Genomic DNA, 17,103 nt, shown 5'->3' with positions numbered 1-17,103 from the left:
GGAGGGATTATTCCACGATGAACAGCGGCTTACCAGTCATCTCTTGCGGGATTTCCATCCCCATCAGCGTCAGCATGGTCGGGGCGATATCCGAAAGTTTGCCGCCTTCCACCGCTTTCACCTGTTTGTCACCGACGTAAATCAGCGGAACGGGCAGGTTGGTGTGCGCGGTGTGCGCCTGGCCGGTTGCCGGATCGCGCATCTGCTCAGCGTTACCGTGGTCGGCTGTGATCAGCAATTGACCGTTTACGGATTCAACCGCTTTCGCAACCTGCTCAACGCAGTGATCCAGCGCTTCAACCGCTTTAACCGCCGCTTCCATCACCCCGGTGTGACCAACCATGTCGCCATTCGGATAGTTACAGATAATGGTGTCGTATTTTCCGCTCTTGATTGCCGCAACCAGTTTTTCGGTTAGCTCTGCGGAGCTCATTTCCGGTTGCAGATCGTACGTTGCTACTTTCGGCGAGTTAATCAGGATACGCTCTTCACCAGCAAACGGCTCTTCAACGCCACCGTTGAAGAAGAAGGTGACGTGCGCGTATTTTTCGGTTTCAGAGATACGCAACTGCGTTTTGTCGTGCTTCGCCATCCATTCGCCGAAGGTGTTTGCCAGTGAGGCTGGTGGATAGGCAACGGCCGTTTTGATGTCAGCCGCGTATTCGGTCAGCATCACGAAGTTCAGGTTAACCACTTTTTTACGTGCAAAGCCGTCGAAGTCAGCGTTAACAAAAGCACGGGTAATTTCACGCGCGCGGTCAGCACGGAAGTTCATGAAAATCAGAGTATCACCATCTTCCATTGCGGCATCGGCCTGACCTTCGGCGCGAATCACAGTCGCTTTCACGAACTCGTCGTTTTCATCGCGCGCATAAGCCGCCTGCAGGCCTTCAACGGCGGTATTGGCCTGGAATTCACCCCGCGCCAGCGTTAACAGATCATATGCTTTTTCCACGCGATCCCAACGGTTGTCGCGGTCCATAGCGTAGTAACGGCCAATGATGGACGCGACGCGACCTTTGCCCAGTGCGGCGAATTTGTCTTCGAATTTTTTCAGCGAGGATTCAGCGCTGCGCGGCGGCGTGTCGCGACCGTCAAGGAAAGCGTGCAGATAGATTTTCTCTGCGCCACGTTCAGCGGCCAGTTCTACCATCGCCATAATGTGATCTTCATGGCTGTGAACGCCGCCCGCAGAAAGCAGGCCCATGATGTGTACGGCTTTACCGGCGTTTTTCGCCTGATCAACCGCAGCGGTCAGCGTCGGGTTTGCAAAGAAAGTACGTTCTTTAATTTCAACGTCCAGACGGGTCAGGTCCTGATACACGATGCGGCCCGCGCCCAGATTTACGTGACCGACTTCAGAGTTACCCATCTGACGGTCAGGCAGACCGACTTCCAGACCGGAAGCATCAATCAGGGTATGCGGACGTTTTGCCCACAGTGCGTCCATTACCGGGGTTTTGGCAGAAAAAATGGCGTTGTCCTGGCTCTCTTCACGGTAGCCATAGCCATCCAGAATCACCAGTACCATAGGTTTTTTAGAAACCGACATTGCGAAACCTCACACTCAAGAGACAAAATAATTGCGTAATTTTACTACAGCTGAATCGATAAAATAGCCTCAGAAGATCAAAGAATGAGACCGGGTTGTTCATAGAGGCGGCGTATTTGCACTATTTTTTCCGTAGCGCCCCGCAAAAATGCAATCCATTGCACGCTCTGGCTGTATTTGCGCCAACGCGCAGGTATACTCCTGTCCTGGTTTTTTAATCACTGAGTCGGGAGTTGTTACCCCCCATGCAAGAAATTATGCAATTTGTTGGTCGCCATCCCATACTGAGTATCGCCTGGATTGCGTTACTGGTGGCGGTTTTATTCACCACGTTTAAAGGCCTGACGTCTAAAGTTAAGGTTATCACTCGCGGTGAAGCTACGCGTCTTATTAACAAAGAAGACGCTATTGTCGTTGATTTGCGTCAGCGTGATGATTTCCGCAAAGGTCATATCGCAGGTTCCGTTAACCTGCTGCCGAGCGAAATTAAAGCGAATAACGTTGGCGAGCTGGAAAAGCACAAAGACAAACCGGTAATCGTGGTCGATGGTTCCGGCATGCAGTGCCAGGAAGCCGCAAACGCGCTGATTAAAGCAGGCTTTGAGAAAGTGTCTGTGCTGAAAGAAGGCGTTGCAGGCTGGAGCGGCGAGAATCTGCCGCTGGTTCGCGGGAAATAATTTACCTGTCGCCTTTTATGCCGCAGGGGGTGGCAGCAATTATTCATCCTGGCGACTTACTGATGTGAGCCCCAGGGGATTCATTATTTTGCCGCCTGACTGCAACATGAAAGGCATAGGGTCAAATCGAATATCGGAGATAAGTATGGCCAATATCGAGATCTACACCAAAGCAACCTGCCCGTTTTGCCATCGTGCGAAAGCGCTGTTAAAGAGCAAGGGTGTGAGTTTCCAGGAGCTTCCGATTGACGGCGATGCCGTGAAACGTGAAGAGATGATCAAGCGCAGTGGCCGTACTACGGTTCCGCAGATTTTTATTGATGCACAGCACATTGGCGGCTGTGATGACTTGTATGCGTTGGATGCGCGTGGTGGACTTGATCCCCTGCTGAGCTAACGCTGGGCCAACTTATTGGCATCGAGCGGTATTTAAGGACAACACTTAAGGGTTTTATACACATGTCAGAACAAAACAACACCGAAATGGCTTTCCAGATCCAGCGTATTTACACCAAAGATGTCTCTTTCGAAGCGCCAAATGCGCCGCATGTTTTCCAGAAAGATTGGCAGCCAGAGGTTAAACTTGATCTGGATACCGCATCTACCCAACTGGCAGATGACGTATACGAAGTGGTGCTGCGTGTTACCGTAACGGCTTCCCTGGGTGAAGAAACCGCATTCCTGTGCGAAGTTCAGCAAGGTGGCATCTTCTCTATCAGCGGAATCGAAGGCACCCAGATGGCGCATTGCCTCGGCGCGTACTGCCCGAACATCTTGTTCCCGTATGCCCGCGAATGCATCACCAGTCTGGTTTCACGCGGTACATTCCCGCAACTGAACCTTGCGCCGGTTAACTTCGATGCGCTGTTCATGAACTATTTACAGCAGCAGGCTGGCGAAGGTACTGAAGAACATCAGGATGCCTGATGAATCAAAGTAATGCTTCAATGACTGTGATTGGTGCCGGCTCGTACGGCACCGCTCTTGCCATTACTCTGGCAAGAAATGGCCACGAGGTTGTTCTGTGGGGCCATGATCCTCAACACATCGAGACCCTTGAGCACGATCGCTGCAACGTCGCGTTCCTTCCGGATGTGCCTTTTCCTGATACCTTACGTCTTGAAAGCGACTTAGCCACTGCGCTGGCCGCCAGCCGCGATATTCTGGTGGTGGTGCCAAGCCACGTCTTTGGCGAAGTGCTACGTCAGATCAAACCCCTGATGCGCGATGATGCACGTCTGGTGTGGGCGACAAAAGGACTGGAAGCGGAGACGGGACGTCTGTTGCAGGATGTCGCCCGCGAAGCGCTTGGCGATCACATTCCACTGGCGGTGATTTCCGGCCCGACGTTCGCCAAAGAACTGGCGGCAGGCTTGCCGACGGCTATCTCCCTGGCATCGACTGACGACGACTTTGCTGATGACTTGCAGCAACTACTGCACTGCGGCAAAAGTTTTCGTGTCTATATCAATCCGGATTTCATCGGCGTCCAGTTGGGCGGTGCGGTGAAAAACGTGATTGCGATTGGGGCAGGCATGTCTGATGGCATTGGTTTTGGCGCCAACGCCCGTACTGCGCTTATCACTCGCGGTCTGACGGAAATGTCGCGTCTGGGCGCGGCGCTGGGGGCCGATCCAGCAACCTTTATGGGGATGGCAGGATTAGGCGATCTGGTGCTTACCTGTACCGACAACCAGTCGCGAAACCGTCGTTTTGGCATGATGCTCGGCCAGGGCATGGATGTGCAAAGCGCGCAGGATAAGATTGGACAGGTGGTTGAAGGCTACCGCAATACGAAAGAAGTCCGTGAATTGGCGCACCGTTTCGGTGTCGAAATGCCAATAACCGAGGAAATTTATCAAGTATTATATTGCGGAAAAAATGCGCGCGAGGCAGCATTGACGTTATTAGGCCGTGCTCGCAAGGATGAACGTAGCAACCATTAGTCTCAAGGATCCGTTTATTAAAAATGACCCGGCCCGCGAAGAACGGGCCGGTCGTTAGCCTCATTACCTGGAGTTCGCAATGCCGTGTGAAGAACTGGATATCGTCTGGAATAACATAAAAGCCGAAGCCCGCGCGCTGGCAGATTGTGAGCCTATGCTGGCCAGTTTTTATCACGCAACGCTACTCAAGCATGAAAATCTGGGCAGTGCGCTGAGCTATATGCTGGCGAACAAACTGGCGTCGCCCATCATGCCTGCCATTGCCATCCGTGAAGTGGTGGAAGAAGCCTACGCCGCAGATCCGGAAATGATCGCATCAGCTGCCTGTGATATTCAGGCGGTACGCACACGAGATCCGGCCGTTGATAAATACTCGACGCCACTTTTGTACCTGAAAGGTTTTCATGCCTTGCAGGCTTATCGTATTGGCCACTGGTTATGGAACGAAGGCCGCCGCGCGCTGGCGATTTTCCTGCAAAACCAGGTTTCTGTCACCTTCCAGGTGGATATTCACCCGGCGGCGAAAATTGGCCGTGGGATCATGCTCGATCATGCTACGGGGATTGTGGTCGGTGAAACGGCGGTAATCGAAGACGACGTGTCGATCCTGCAATCGGTTACCCTCGGCGGTACCGGTAAAACCAGCGGCGATCGCCATCCTAAAATTCGTGAAGGCGTGATGATTGGCGCAGGGGCGAAAATCCTCGGCAATATCGAAGTGGGACGTGGCGCGAAAATTGGCGCCGGTTCCGTGGTGTTACAACCCGTTCCGCCGCACACCACCGCCGCTGGCGTCCCGGCACGTATCGTCGGGAAGCCAGACAGCGATAAGCCGTCAATGGATATGGACCAGCATTTCAACGGGATACACCATACTTTCGAGTATGGCGACGGTATCTGATACTTGCCTGTGCTTTAGTGCTTTGTAGGTCGGATAAGACGCCCTGGCGTCGCTATCCGACAAGATCAGGGCTTCGATGCCGGAAGGCGGCGTAAACGCCTTATCCGGCCTACAGGTTAAGAGCGCAATATCGCACCGGGATATCCCAACTGACGCCACGCCTCATACACCACCACCGACACCGCATTAGACAGATTCATACTGCGACTGTCCGGCATCATTGGAATACGGATTTTCTGGTCAGCGGGCAGGGCATCAAGAATGGTTGCTGGCAGACCGCGCGTTTCCGGGCCAAACATCAGGTAATCGCCATCCTGATAGCTTACGGCGCTGTGTGCGGGCGTTCCTTTCGTGGTGAGCGCGAACAGACGTTGCGGGTTTTCTGCAGCGATAAAGGCGTCATAATCATGATGACGCTGGACGGCGGCGAACTCGTGATAATCCAGCCCGGCACGGCGCAGGCGTTTGTCATCCCAGGTGAAACCCATCGGTTCGATGATATGCAGGCGAAAGCCGGTATTGGCGCACAGGCGAATGATATTGCCGGTATTGGGTGGAATTTCTGGTTCGAATAAGACGATGCTGAGCATGCTGCCCCCTTAGAGCCTACCCCATTAGGCTATTTTATTTGCCATTTTGGCCCTGGGCAGTGCTCACAATCCTCGCGTACTTCGTGTACGCTCCGGTTGTTTCGCGCTGTCCGAGTCCAAAATGACTGCAACAATATACGCCTATTGGGATAGGCTCTTAATATCGGGGGGCAGAATAGCACTTTCGTTACGCGGCATCACCCTGGGTCAGTGGTGCCAGTGCGGCAGGTAAACTCTTACCCAGATCCTGAACCAGAGAATCACGGCTGATTTCACTAATAGATTTCGCACCGGTGAGCGTCATGGCCACTTTCATCTCTTTCTCGATCAGATTCAGCAGATTCGCCACGCCGGCCTGACCCGCTGTCGCCAGCGCGTACAGATATGCACGACCCAGCAGGACGGTATCGGCGCCCAGCGCAATCATCCGCACCACGTCCAGTCCGTTACGGATACCGCTATCGGCCAGAATGGCGATATCACCTTTAACCGCATCGGCGATAGCAGGCAGGGCGCGGGCGGACGAGAGCACACCGTCCAGTTGGCGACCACCGTGGTTAGAGACCACAATCCCATCGGCACCAAAGCGAACCGCATCACGGGCGTCGTCCGGGTCAAGGATCCCTTTGATCACCATCGGACCGTCCCAGAATTCGCGGATCCACTCCAGGTCTTTCCAGGAAATCGATGGATCGAAGTTATTCGCCAGCCAGCCAATATAATCTTCCAGTCCTGTCGGCTTGCCGAGATAAGCGGAGATATTGCCTAAATCGTGCGGACGACCATTCAGGCCGACATCCCACGCCCACTGTGGATGGGTGACCGCCTGCCAGTAGCGACGCAGCGCAGCATTCGGGCCGCTCATCCCGGAGTGGGCATCGCGATAGCGCGCGCCAGGCGTTGGCATATCGACCGTAAAGACCAGCGTTGAGCACCCGGCGGCTTTGGCCCGCTCCAGCGCATTGCGCATAAAACCGCGATCGCGCAGAACGTATAACTGAAACCACATCGGGCGGTTGAGGGTGGGAGCCACTTCCTCAATCGGGCAAACGGAAACGGTAGAGAGGGTAAACGGGATCCCCTTCGCATCGGCGGCGGCAGCAGCCTGTACTTCGCCGCGGCGGGCATACATCCCGCACAGACCAACCGGCGCCAGCGCCACCGGCATCGAGAGTTTTTCTTTAAACAGCGTGGTTTCCAGGCTTAAGTCAGACATGTTTTTCAGAACACGCTGGCGCAGTGCGACATCCGATAAGTCTTCCACATTACGGCGCAGGGTGTGTTCCGCATAGGCTCCCCCGTCGATGTAGTGGAATAAGAACGGGGGCAGAATGCGTTGGGCTGCGGCGCGATAGTCGCTGGCTGCTGAAATAATCATGCTTTGTTCTCCCTGACATTTTCATTGTGGTCTCCGGGCAGGCGGGTTATTCGCGCCTGGCGGGCCTGGTCTTCATCAAATTGTTTAATCGTGGTGTGGACAAAACTGAGGTGCGCCATCATCGATTTGCGCGCGCCATCGGCGTCACCCGCAAAAATGGCATCCATTACGGCCTGATGTTGCTCTGTCAGTTTTGAAAAAACGGGTGGGACGAGATACATACGCTGACGGCTCTGCTTGACCGATGACTGCAACACATCGAAGAAGCCGCGCATGGTCTGTAGCAACACCACATTGTGCGAAGCTTCGGCGATAGCCAGATGAAAACGGACGTCGGCCTGTGAGGTGAGATCGGGGTCTTCGCTCAGCGTGGCGTCGAAGCAGAGTTTGATTTTTTCTTTGTCGGCAATCGTGGCGCGCATCGCGGCATGCCAGGCTGTGCTGGCTTCGATGGCGTGTCGGGCTTCGAGAATATCGAAGCTGTAATCCGGGTCGTCAGCCATCAGGGTTTTGAGGGGCTGAACGATGTTTTGCTCGGACCACGCTTCATGCTGCCAGCGGACAAACGTTCCACCGCCGCGACGGCTGAGCAGAACGCCTTCGCTGACGAGCTTCGCCAGCGCCTCGCGCAGAGAGTTACGCGACACGCCAAGCTGTACCGCTAACTGTCGTTCGGCGGGCAGTTTCATGCCCGCTTCCAGTTGTTGTTCTTCAATCAGCGCTCGCACACGAGAAGCCACCTCGTCTGACAGGCGTCTGGGCATCACAATCATGGAATCATCCAGGTTAAGACATAGGCCTGAAGCGTGGTGATCACGCCCACCATACAGGTGAAAATCAGGCTGTGTTTGACGGTAAAACGGAACAGATCCGACTCTTTGCCGACCAGCCCGACCGCCGCGCAGGCGATGGCGATAGACTGCGGCGAAATCATCTTGCCGGTAACCCCACCGGTGGTGTTCGCCGCGACCATCAACACATCAGATACGCCGATTTGTTGGGCGGCCGTGGCCTGCAAGGCGGCAAACAGTGCATTAGAAGAGGTGTCTGAGCCGGTCAGGAACACGCCCAGCCAGCCGAGGAACGGCGAGAAGAAGGTAAACGCGCTGCCGGTGTGCGCCAGCGCTAACGCCAGCGTCGAAGAGAGCCCGGAATAGTTTGAGATAAACGCGAATGCCAGCACCATCCCAATGGAGTAAATCGGCAGTGCCAGCTCTTTCAGCGTATTACCAAAGGTTTGAATGGCGGCGGAAGGCTTCATCTTCAGCCAGACGATAGACAGTAGCGCCGCGAACAGAATGGCGGTGCCGGTCGCGGAGAACCAGTCAAATTTATAGACGGCTGCATAGGCGGTGGCTTCGTGGACCACCGGAGGCATACGGGCAACCAGCTTGTCGAGGAACGGGACCGGAATGGTAATCACCCAGTCATACAGCGCGCCGCCTGGGGCAAACAGCGCTTTAAACGGCGGAACGCTCCACAGCGTAACCGTGGCGGTCAGAAACAGGAATGGCGTCCAGGCGCGAACTACCTGTCCCGCAGAGTAATTCGTGCGCGCCAGCGTTTGATCGACCTGCGATGCGCCCATATTGCCAAAGCGGAAGATACGTACAGGCTGCCAGCGTTTCAGGAACAGGGTCAGACACACCAGCGATACCAGCGAAGAGATGATGTCCGGCAGTTCCGGGCCGATAAAGTTGGAGCTTAGGTACTGGGCGATGGCGAACGAGCCGCCCGCCACCATTACCGCAGGCCACGTCTCTTTGACGCCGCGCCAGCCGTCCATAATCGCCATGATCCAGAACAGTACGATGATCGTCAGGAACGGTAACTGGCGACCCACCATCTGGCCGATTTCGAAGCTGTCCAGCCCGGTCACCTGACCAGCGACCAGGATTGGAATGCCCATAGCGCCAAAGGCCACCGGGGCGGTATTTACAATCAGGCACAGTCCGGCGGCGTAAAGAGGGTTAAAGCCGAGACCTACCAGCAGAGCAGCAGTAATCGCCACTGGCGCGCCAAAACCTGCCGCCCCTTCCAGGAAGGCGCCAAACGAGAAGCCAACGATTAGCATCTGTAAACGCTGGTCAGGGGTAATCGACAGAATCGACGAACGGATGATGTCGAACTGGCCAGTTTTGACCGAGATTTTATAGACAAACACCGCGGCGATGATTATCCAGGCAATCGGCCACAGGCCGTAGAAGAAACCGTAAACCACGGAAGCCAGTGCGTGATCGACCGGCATTTTATAGAACAATAGCGCCACAGCCAGTGCGATAACCACTGTCCATGAGGCCGCAACGTAACCTTTCAGCTTGAGCTTAATCAGCGCGAAAAAGAAAAACAGGATCGGAAGCGAGGCGATCAGACTCGAAAGCCAGATGTTACCAGCCGGATCGTAGTTTTGTTGCCAGAGATTCATTGCAGGTCTCCTGAGAACCACACGCACAATGCAATGAGTCTGTGCTCATCTCTTTGTCACACTGTGTGTAAAAGTGGTCCTACCAATATTGTTGTGTAGGGGTAATGACAATGAATGGTTAATCAAATGTTATTTATTGGCAACGATAGTGTAGGAAGAAATTAATGAATTGTGAACCAGTGGTCGGAAGGAGGAGGAATTGGTAGGGCCAATTGGCAGAATCGGACAGCAATGTTGCTGCCCGACAGAACCTCAGAATTCAGTCTTTGCGAAGCCGGTCATCTCTTTCAAGCCCATTTCGCGGCCTAATGCGGTCATCGGGTGAACCACGACCAGACCGCGTACGCTTTTTTTCAGCTTGCCCATATCTGCCTGCTCTTTTTTCGTAATCGCACGGCGAAACGGCAGGTTCATCAGTTTCTGAGCTTCTTTACTCAGTTTCTGGCTATGAACATCACGCAGACGGGCGATTTCTGCTTCCAGAGTGGCTTTCTCTTTTTCCAGCTCCGCGTATTTGTCGGCGGCTTCAACCAGTGACAAATCGGCTTGTTGGTGGCGGATGGCGTCAAGGCGATCGCTCAGGCGTTTGATTTCGTTTTTTTCGACTTCTTTCATGGTATGGCTTCTGATAAAAATAAGGGGAATGCCCTATAGTATGCGCGCTGAGCGGGTTTCTTCACAATCAATCGCGATAAATTAATCAAATAAAAGGACGATCACGAAACAGGATGAAATTGTAATTCATTGATTGTTTGTGTTTTACGTCTGAAAAAACATCAGTCTGGCATCTTGTCTGAAGGATCAGGTTTAAGCACGTTTTCCCCAATGTCATCACCAAACCGATCCTAAACTAAAAGTAGCGGCTGCGGTTATGGGGCGCAGGAAAACATGGAGGAGAATTCAACATGGCTAAAATTGGTGAAAACGTTCCGCTTCTTATTGATAAAGCAGTTGATTTTATGGCCTCAAGCCAGGCGTTCAGAGAGTATCTGAATAAAATGCCGGCGCGTGATGTTGTTCCGGACGAGGTACCCAAAGAAAACGTGCAGATGTATTTACAGCGTCTGGCGTATTACCGGCAGCTTTATCAGCCAAAGCAGGAAGAAAAGTAGCACTTATTTCTGAAAGGCTTTTTTTAAGCTGATTTTAGAAATCAGCTCAGTCAGAGAAAGTACCATCGTTGAGCGCACCGCTTGCTGGTAGCGCTGGATTTGCATCGCATACAAACTGGGATCGGCTGCATCAAACTGTGGCGGTGGGGGGAGCGCCGTGACGCAGTGCAGTTCACCGAACGGGCCGAGGATCTCATCATCCGTGAAGGCATACTCATTGCCGTCATGATTCATCTCTTCACGCAGTGCCATCAGCAGTTCCGCATCTTCATATTCAGGCCGATTGAGTACGCCAAGACCGTAGATCAGTTTCAGACGCACAGACAGATCGCCCAGCGGTCCATCGCCGTCGAGTAACGGTTCCACAGCGTACTTCACCGCGTAATCATCTTTGCGAAACACCTGAAGCACCAGAATATTCACTGCCTCGGAAAGTAACTCCACGGCGGTGATGAGGAAGCTTCGTACGGTTTTGCCAGCATTCAGACGCTCAAGCACACGATTTTCAAAGGCCTGGGTTTGTTCCATTGTTGCCTGCATATCTGACAATCTGTTAGTCAGGCGCAGGGAGTCCTGCGCCAGTTCCTGCAACATTATTTTGCGTTATACGCGTTTACGGCCTCGGCAACGACTGCGCTATTGATATCCAGTCCGGAAATCTGCGCGAGAGCCGCCTGCGGGCCTTTATCAGCGATCAGTGCAGCCAGTTCCTGCGCCTGCGGATCGTCTTCGCTACGGAAGTGCATTGCGGCTGCAATTCCTTTAACCAGGTTGAGGTGTGGCAATCCATATTCCAGCGTACCCAGCAGCGGTTTGATCAGACGATCGCCCGCGCTCAGTTTACGCAGCGGCTGGCGGCCAACACGCTCAACGTCATCTTTCAGATACGGATTTTCAAAACGGCCGAGGATTTTCTGGATGTAGGCCGCATGCTTATCGGCTTCAAAACCATAACGTTTGATCAGTACCGCACCGCTCTCTTGCATTGCGCCTTTCACCACCGCGCGGATTTTCTCATCGAGAATCGCGTCACGGATGGTTTGATGTCCGGCTAATTTTCCGAGGTACGCGGTTATAGCATGCCCGGTGTTCAGCGTGAAGAGTTTACGTTCGACAAATGCCATCAGGTTATCAGTTAATTCCATTCCTGGAATGACAGGCAGCTCACCTTTGAACTGCGTTTTGTCGACGATCCACTCGCTGAATGTTTCTACAGTCACTTCCAGCGGATCGTGGGTTGCAGAGGCGGAAGGCGGCACGATGCGGTCAACTGCGGAATCAACGAACCCGACATGAGCGTCAACCCAGGCTTTGTCTTCCTCTGCCAGCGCATTCATCACATGGCCTTTTAACTGCGTGGTGCCGCGCACCATGTTTTCACAGGCGATGATATTCAGTGGGGGGGTGATCCCTTGCGCTTTGCGTTTGACCAGACCTTTCGCGATAGCAGGCGCAATGCGCTCAAGAACGACAGGCCCCACCGCCGTCGTGACCAGATCGACCTGCGCGATCAGATCAACCACCTCGTCGCCAATGCTGCTTACCGCATTGACGCCAGACACGGTGTCCACCTGCTCATTTTCTCCCACCACATGCACCTGGTAGCTATGACGGGCATTCAGGGCGTCGAGTACGACCTGATTTACATCAGCGAATGTCAGTTGTATCCCCGCGTCCGCCAGCAGTTTGCCGATAAAGCCACGACCGATATTACCTGCGCCAAAATGTAATGCTTTCATAGTATTAACCTTCATTAATGTTTTTTACCCGAGAGGGCTGGGGTGAGGAGTAATCTGTTGCACCTCACCCAAACCCTCTCCACAAGGGAGAGGATTGGGTAGGCCCGATAAGCGTCGCGCCATCGGGCTACGGGGTTTACTTACGACCCGCCAGCAGCGCCAGTACTTCTTCCACGCTGGTGGTATTCGCCAGACGCTCAATGACAGACTCATCATCCAGTGCGTTGGTCAGACTGGTAATCACCTGAATGTGCTCGTTGTTACGGGCAGCGATACCAATCACCAGGCGGGCGATATCGTCTTCTTCTTCACCGAAGCGAACGCCTTGCGGATACTGACAGAACACAACGCCCGTTTTCAGTACGCGGTCTTTGGCTTCAACGGTACCGTGCGGCACTGCGATTGACTCACCCAGGTAGGTCGGCGTCAGTTTTTCACGCTCCAGCATCGCATCGACATATTCTGGCTCAACGTAACCGCCTTTCACCAGTTGCTCACCGGCGAAGCGAATCGCTTCTTCTTTCGTTGCCGCGGTACGGCCGAGGAAAATGTTCTCCGCGCCCAGTTTGAACAGGTTGCTGTCGCTGTCATCAAAGCTGTCTTTCAGGCTGTCTTTCACTTTCACTTCGTTTTCAGTGTGGCGCTGTGCTGCAACCAGACGCTCGGTCAGGCTGGCGTACAGGCCGCTGTCCAGGAAGTTGGTCAGCGAAATATGCTGTGCCTGCGGAACCTGACGCATTGCGCGTTCGGTCAGGTCACGGTGAGTGATGACCAGGTCAACGTCCGGCGGCAGGTTGTTGATAGCGCTGTTGGTAACAGAGATCTGGCTCAGGCCTGCATCTTGCACTTTTTTACGCAGCACGCCGGCACCCATTGCGCTGGAACCCATACCGGCATCACAGGCAACGATAATTTTACGCACGTGGCTCAGGTCGTTGGTGACATCGCCAGCAGACAGCGGAGTACCGCCTTTGGATTCCGCTTTCATATCCTGCATGCGACGGGTCGCGGCTTCAATGTCATCTTCTTCTTTCACTTTGCTGGTTTTCAGCAGAATGGCAGAGACAACGAAGGAGACCGCCATGGCAGCACAGATTGCCGCGATGTTGGCGAAGTAAGCGCCTTTCGGCGTCATCGCCAGCACGGCCAGGATAGAACCCGGAGACGCCGGAGAAACCAGACCACCGTTCAGGATAGTCAGCGTGAACACGCCAGTCATGCCGCCGAGGATAACGGCAAGGATCAGACGCGGGTTCATCAGCACATACGGGAAGTAAATTTCGTGGATACCGCCCAGGAAGTGGATGATTGCTGCACCGCCTGCAGACTGTTTTGCGCTGCCGCGACCGAAGAACATATACGCCAACAAAACGCCCATACCCGGACCTGGGTTAGCTTCAATCAGGAAGAAGATGGATTTACCCATCTCATGGGACTGCTGGATGCCCAGCGGAGAGAAGATCCCGTGGTTGATAGCATTGTTCAGGAACAGGATTTTGGCTGGTTCAACGAAGATAGACGCCAGCGGCAGCATGTCATGGGCAACCATGAAGTTAACGCCCGCCGCCAGGATTTTCGACAGAACTTCAACCGCCGGACCAATGCCGAGGAATGCCAGAATAGCGAGGATCATCCCGATGATACCCGCGGAGAAGTTATTCACCAGCATTTCAAAACCGGATTTGATCTTACCGTCAACCCAGCTATCGAAATGTTTGATTGCCCAGCCGCCCAGCGGACCGGCAATCATTGCGCCGAGGAACATCGGCATATCCGCCCCGACGATAACGCCCATGGTGGTAATTGCACCGACCACACCGCCGCGCTCGCCGCCCACCAGTCTACCGCCGGTATAACCGATCAGCAGCGGCAGGAGATAAGTGATCATTGGGCCGACCAGCTTCGCCAGCGTTTCGTTTGGCAACCAGCCTGTTGGAATAAATAATGCGGTGATAATACCCCACGCGATAAACGCGCCGATATTTGGCATCACCATATTGCTGAGGAATCGACCAAAGCTTTGCACTTTGATCTTAATATCGGATGACATAAAAACACCCCTTCTTATGTTTGCTGTCGCGCAGGCTGGAAGCCCGAGGTTTTGTTGATGTAGCGGCAGAGGTAGCCGGACCCTGTAGATACTGCGAAATCTGGCACTGAATCGATAAACTGTCCAGTCCATGACCTTTAATGTGAGTTGAGTCACATAAATATAGGGGGTAGAGAGGTAATTGATGTGATTGTGATCACAAATGCACTGTGTAAAAAAACAACAAATCTCGTTTTTTAACCATTACGGCCTGAAAAATGTGATTCAGTTATCATTTTTACTTTGGCTCTTTGTTGAATGTTTGTGATGTGTATCACAATAAACTTTCCTTCCCATTTATCCTGATGTGATCCTGAGCAGATTCTGCATGTCGTGATATTGGCGGATGTCACTCAGTAACCATTCCGCGTGAAAAATAGTCTTTGGCGTGATGGCGAAAATGCAGAACTCGAATTATGTTCAAATTAACAGCCAAATTGCTTTCGGCTGCCAGCATAAAAAAAACACTGATTAGCGTGAAGCCGAGGCAGATATGTTTCTAAATTATTTCGCGTTGGGAGTGCTGATTTTCGTTTTTCTGGTGATCTTTTACGGCATCATCGCCATTCATGACATCCCCTATTTAATCGCAAAGAAACGCAATCATCCGCATGCTGATGCAATACACACCGCCGGTTGGGTCAGTCTGTTCACGCTCCATGTAATCTGGCCGTTTTTGTGGATTTGGGCGACGCTCTACCAGCCTGAACGCGGATGGGGCATGCAGTCTCACGTAACCCCTGCTGGGCAGGAGACCGATCCGGAAATTGCGGCGTTATCCGCCCGTATCACACAACTCGAAAAAAAACTGGCCGGGGTTAAAACGGCTGAAGAGACGACGTTTCCGGAGATCTGACCATGGATCTGTTGATTGTTTTAACTTATGTGGCGCTGGCGTGGGCGGTCTTCAAAATCTTCCGCATTCCGGTGAATCAGTGGACGCTGGCGACGGCAGCATTAGGCGGCGTATTTCTGGTGAGCGGCTTAATTCTGTTAATGAACTATAACCACCCCTACACCTTTACGGCGCAAAAGGCCGTTATTTCAATTCCGATTACGCCGCAGGTCACCGGCGTGGTCAGCGAGGTTACCGATAAAAATAACCTGCTGATAAAAAAGGGCGAGGTGCTGTTTAAACTGGATCCTGTGCGTTATCAGGCGCGTGTTGACCGGTTGCAGGCCGATCTGGTGACGGCGACGCATAATATCCAGACGCTTAAAGCACAGCTTGCAGAGGCGCAGGCCAATACCACCCGCGTCTCGGCGGAGCGAGATCGGTTATATAAAGATTATCAACGCTATCTGAAGGGTAGTCAGGCTCGCGTCAATCCCTTCTCAGAAAGTGATATTGATAATGCGCGGCAAAACTATCTGGCGCAGGATGCGCTGGTAAAAGGTTCAGTGGCTGAACAGGCGCAAATCCAGAGCCAGTTAGACAGCATGGTCAACGGCGAGCAGTCGCAGCTCGTCAGCCTGCGGGCTCAACTGGCGGAAGCAAAATACAATCTTGATCAGACGGTTATTCGTGCGCCCAGTAATGGCTATGTCACGCAGGTACTGATTCGTCCCGGTACGTATGCCGCCGCATTGCCGTTGCGCCCGGTGATGGTTTTTATCCCCGAACAAAAACGGCAGATCGTCGCTCAGTTTCGTCAAAACTCACTGCTTCGCCTGGAACCTGGCGATGAAGCGGAAGTGGTGTTTAATGCCTTACCGGGCCAGGTTTTTCACGGTAAGCTGACCAGCATACTACCGGTGGTGCCCGGTGGTTCCTATCAGGCGCAGGGGGCATTACAGTCTCTGACGGTGGTGCCGGGAACCGATGGCGTCCTGGCAACAATTGAACTCGACCCTTATGCAGAGGTGGATGCGCTACCTGACGGTATCTATGCTCAGGTGGCGGTTTATTCCGATCATTTTTCCCACGTCTCGGTGATGCGCAAAGTGTTACTGCGGATGACCAGTTGGATGCATTACCTTTATTTGGATCATTGAGAGGGCTGTCACCTGCCTTTTGCCGCTACGTGAGCCATACTCATTGTTTTGTGTTGGCGAAAAGGACTGATTATGAAACTCATCGGCAGCTACACCAGCCCGTTCGTACGTAAGATTTCGATTCTGTTGCTGGAAAAAGGCATCACTTTCGAATTTGTTAATGAACTGCCCTATAACGCGGAAAACGGCGTGGCGCAGTACAACCCATTGGGAAAAGTGCCCGCTCTGGTGACCGACCAGGGGGAATACTGGTTCGATTCGCCGATTATCGCGGAGTACATTGAACTGCTGGATATCGCACCGGCAATGCTGCCGCGTGAGCCGCTGGCCTCGCTGAAAGTACGACAGCTTGAAGCGCTGGCGGATGGGATTATGGATGCCGGGTTAGTCTCCGTTCGTGAACAGGCTCGCCCCGCCGCGCAACAGTCGGAAACGGAACTGTTGCGCCAGCGCGAGAAAATTAACCGTAGCCTGGATGCGCTGGAAGGATACCTGGTGGACGGCACAATTCGGCCCGATACGGTCAATCTGGCGACCATCGCCATTGCCTGCGCGGTGGGTTATCTCAACTTCCGCCGTGTTTCTCCAGGCTGGTGTGTCAACCGGCCTAACCTGGTTAAACTGGTAGAAACAATGTTCCAGCGCGAAAGTTTTGCGCGCACAGAACCGCCAAAGGCTTGACCGGGGCATATGTCCGCC

18 protein-coding genes are annotated in these 17,103 nt (G+C 53.4%); 9 read left to right on the top strand and 9 right to left on the bottom strand.

Translation table 11 applies throughout. The annotated features are described in order from the left end of the window. Nucleotides 1-7: 7 nt before the first annotated feature. Complete coding sequence (gpmM, locus tag WB371_RS10890) at nucleotides 8-1,552, bottom strand: 2,3-bisphosphoglycerate-independent phosphoglycerate mutase (RefSeq protein WP_336220077.1); 1,545 nt, start codon at nucleotides 1,550-1,552, stop codon at nucleotides 8-10. Nucleotides 1,553-1,797: 245 nt separating this feature from the next. Here gpmM and WB371_RS10885 point away from each other — a divergent pair, with 245 nt between their 5' ends. From WB371_RS10885 to cysE, 5 genes are all read left to right on the top strand, one after another. After that, nucleotides 1,798-2,229, top strand: coding sequence for a rhodanese-like domain-containing protein (locus WB371_RS10885; protein ID WP_336220076.1), 432 nt, complete (start codon nucleotides 1,798-1,800; stop codon nucleotides 2,227-2,229). Between the two features lie 145 nt (nucleotides 2,230-2,374). Beyond that, nucleotides 2,375-2,626: a glutaredoxin 3 gene (grxC, locus tag WB371_RS10880; protein WP_336220075.1), complete on the top strand. Its 252-nt coding sequence runs from the start codon at nucleotides 2,375-2,377 to the stop codon at nucleotides 2,624-2,626. Nucleotides 2,627-2,688: 62 nt separating this feature from the next. Beyond that, on the top strand, nucleotides 2,689-3,156 hold the full coding sequence (gene secB, locus WB371_RS10875) for a protein-export chaperone SecB (RefSeq protein WP_003024155.1): 468 nt from the start codon (nucleotides 2,689-2,691) through the stop codon (nucleotides 3,154-3,156). Then, complete coding sequence (gpsA, locus tag WB371_RS10870; RefSeq protein WP_336220074.1) at nucleotides 3,156-4,175, top strand: NAD(P)H-dependent glycerol-3-phosphate dehydrogenase; 1,020 nt, start codon at nucleotides 3,156-3,158, stop codon at nucleotides 4,173-4,175. Before secB ends, gpsA begins: the two co-directional genes overlap by 1 nt. A gap of 79 nt (nucleotides 4,176-4,254) precedes the next feature. Beyond that, entirely contained in the window at nucleotides 4,255-5,076 is an 822-nt protein-coding gene (gene cysE / locus WB371_RS10865) for a serine O-acetyltransferase (RefSeq protein ID WP_022646641.1), read from the top strand. A 116-nt stretch (nucleotides 5,077-5,192) separates the two neighbouring features. Here the strand turns inward: cysE and trmL are convergent, their stop codons facing one another. The 5 genes from trmL to WB371_RS10840 all read right to left on the bottom strand — a co-directional run bounded on the left by trmL (nucleotide 5,193) and on the right by WB371_RS10840 (nucleotide 10,084). Further along, complete coding sequence (trmL, locus tag WB371_RS10860; protein ID WP_336220073.1) at nucleotides 5,193-5,666, bottom strand: tRNA (uridine(34)/cytosine(34)/5-carboxymethylaminomethyluridine(34)-2'-O)-methyltransferase TrmL; 474 nt, start codon at nucleotides 5,664-5,666, stop codon at nucleotides 5,193-5,195. A 187-nt stretch (nucleotides 5,667-5,853) separates the two neighbouring features. After that, nucleotides 5,854-7,044 (bottom strand): FMN-dependent L-lactate dehydrogenase LldD, encoded by a 1,191-nt coding sequence (gene lldD, locus WB371_RS10855; protein WP_336220071.1) that lies wholly within the window; start codon nucleotides 7,042-7,044, stop codon nucleotides 5,854-5,856. Further along, on the bottom strand, nucleotides 7,041-7,817 hold the full coding sequence (gene lldR, locus WB371_RS10850; protein ID WP_336220070.1) for a transcriptional regulator LldR: 777 nt from the start codon (nucleotides 7,815-7,817) through the stop codon (nucleotides 7,041-7,043). Before lldR ends, lldD begins: the two co-directional genes overlap by 4 nt. Next, entirely contained in the window at nucleotides 7,814-9,469 is a 1,656-nt protein-coding gene (gene lldP, locus WB371_RS10845) for an L-lactate permease (protein WP_336220069.1), read from the bottom strand. The genes lldR and lldP overlap by 4 nt, the downstream gene beginning before the upstream one ends. Nucleotides 9,470-9,721: 252 nt before the next feature. After that, nucleotides 9,722-10,084 (bottom strand): YibL family ribosome-associated protein, encoded by a 363-nt coding sequence (locus tag WB371_RS10840; protein ID WP_336220068.1) that lies wholly within the window; start codon nucleotides 10,082-10,084, stop codon nucleotides 9,722-9,724. Nucleotides 10,085-10,374: 290 nt separating this feature from the next. On the opposite strand from WB371_RS10840, the gene WB371_RS10835 reads away from it, so the two are divergent. Further along, nucleotides 10,375-10,581 (top strand): hypothetical protein, encoded by a 207-nt coding sequence (locus tag WB371_RS10835; RefSeq protein ID WP_336220067.1) that lies wholly within the window; start codon nucleotides 10,375-10,377, stop codon nucleotides 10,579-10,581. 3 nt (nucleotides 10,582-10,584) lie between these two features. Here WB371_RS10835 and mtlR read toward each other — a convergent pair whose 3' ends face one another. From mtlR to mtlA, 3 genes are all read right to left on the bottom strand, one after another. Then, nucleotides 10,585-11,172 (bottom strand): mannitol operon repressor MtlR, encoded by a 588-nt coding sequence (gene mtlR, locus WB371_RS10830; RefSeq protein ID WP_336220191.1) that lies wholly within the window; start codon nucleotides 11,170-11,172, stop codon nucleotides 10,585-10,587. Nucleotides 11,173-11,174: 2 nt separating this feature from the next. Next, nucleotides 11,175-12,320, bottom strand: a complete 1,146-nt coding sequence (mtlD, locus tag WB371_RS10825) for a mannitol-1-phosphate 5-dehydrogenase (protein ID WP_336220066.1) — start codon at nucleotides 12,318-12,320, stop codon at nucleotides 11,175-11,177. A gap of 136 nt (nucleotides 12,321-12,456) precedes the next feature. Continuing rightward, on the bottom strand, nucleotides 12,457-14,370 hold the full coding sequence (gene mtlA / locus WB371_RS10820; RefSeq protein WP_336220065.1) for a PTS mannitol transporter subunit IICBA: 1,914 nt from the start codon (nucleotides 14,368-14,370) through the stop codon (nucleotides 12,457-12,459). A 532-nt stretch (nucleotides 14,371-14,902) separates the two neighbouring features. Here mtlA and WB371_RS10815 point away from each other — a divergent pair. The 3 genes from WB371_RS10815 (at nucleotide 14,903) to WB371_RS10805 (ending at nucleotide 17,085) form a co-directional block, all read left to right on the top strand. After that, nucleotides 14,903-15,265: a DUF3302 domain-containing protein gene (locus tag WB371_RS10815; protein WP_336220064.1), complete on the top strand. Its 363-nt coding sequence runs from the start codon at nucleotides 14,903-14,905 to the stop codon at nucleotides 15,263-15,265. Between the two features lie 2 nt (nucleotides 15,266-15,267). After that, a complete protein-coding gene (locus WB371_RS10810; protein ID WP_336220063.1) occupies nucleotides 15,268-16,404 on the top strand; it encodes an HlyD family secretion protein in 1,137 nt (378 codons plus the stop codon). 72 nt (nucleotides 16,405-16,476) lie between these two features. Further along, entirely contained in the window at nucleotides 16,477-17,085 is a 609-nt protein-coding gene (locus WB371_RS10805; RefSeq protein WP_336220062.1) for a glutathione S-transferase, read from the top strand. Nucleotides 17,086-17,103: the final 18 nt, after the last annotated feature.

It is taken from the genome of Citrobacter amalonaticus (genome assembly GCF_037053465.1).
GTDB classification, from domain to species: Bacteria; Pseudomonadota; Gammaproteobacteria; order Enterobacterales; family Enterobacteriaceae; genus Citrobacter_A; species Citrobacter_A amalonaticus_H.
This window is presented reverse-complemented; position numbering and strand designations above follow the sequence as displayed.

Coding starts and splice junctions, on each gene's coding strand:
- gpmM (WP_336220077.1), bottom strand. CDS start 1,552: ATGTCGGTTTCTAAAAAACCTATGGTACTGGTGATTCTGGATGGCTAT.
- WB371_RS10885 (WP_336220076.1), top strand. CDS start 1,798: ATGCAAGAAATTATGCAATTTGTTGGTCGCCATCCCATACTGAGTATC.
- grxC (WP_336220075.1), top strand. CDS start 2,375: ATGGCCAATATCGAGATCTACACCAAAGCAACCTGCCCGTTTTGCCAT.
- secB (WP_003024155.1), top strand. CDS start 2,689: ATGTCAGAACAAAACAACACCGAAATGGCTTTCCAGATCCAGCGTATT.
- gpsA (WP_336220074.1), top strand. CDS start 3,156: ATGAATCAAAGTAATGCTTCAATGACTGTGATTGGTGCCGGCTCGTAC.
- cysE (WP_022646641.1), top strand. CDS start 4,255: ATGCCGTGTGAAGAACTGGATATCGTCTGGAATAACATAAAAGCCGAA.
- trmL (WP_336220073.1), bottom strand. CDS start 5,666: ATGCTCAGCATCGTCTTATTCGAACCAGAAATTCCACCCAATACCGGC.
- lldD (WP_336220071.1), bottom strand. CDS start 7,044: ATGATTATTTCAGCAGCCAGCGACTATCGCGCCGCAGCCCAACGCATT.
- lldR (WP_336220070.1), bottom strand. CDS start 7,817: ATGATTGTGATGCCCAGACGCCTGTCAGACGAGGTGGCTTCTCGTGTG.
- lldP (WP_336220069.1), bottom strand. CDS start 9,469: ATGAATCTCTGGCAACAAAACTACGATCCGGCTGGTAACATCTGGCTT.
- WB371_RS10840 (WP_336220068.1), bottom strand. CDS start 10,084: ATGAAAGAAGTCGAAAAAAACGAAATCAAACGCCTGAGCGATCGCCTT.
- WB371_RS10835 (WP_336220067.1), top strand. CDS start 10,375: ATGGCTAAAATTGGTGAAAACGTTCCGCTTCTTATTGATAAAGCAGTT.
- mtlD (WP_336220066.1), bottom strand. CDS start 12,320: ATGAAAGCATTACATTTTGGCGCAGGTAATATCGGTCGTGGCTTTATC.
- mtlA (WP_336220065.1), bottom strand. CDS start 14,370: ATGTCATCCGATATTAAGATCAAAGTGCAAAGCTTTGGTCGATTCCTC.
- WB371_RS10815 (WP_336220064.1), top strand. CDS start 14,903: ATGTTTCTAAATTATTTCGCGTTGGGAGTGCTGATTTTCGTTTTTCTG.
- WB371_RS10810 (WP_336220063.1), top strand. CDS start 15,268: ATGGATCTGTTGATTGTTTTAACTTATGTGGCGCTGGCGTGGGCGGTC.
- WB371_RS10805 (WP_336220062.1), top strand. CDS start 16,477: ATGAAACTCATCGGCAGCTACACCAGCCCGTTCGTACGTAAGATTTCG.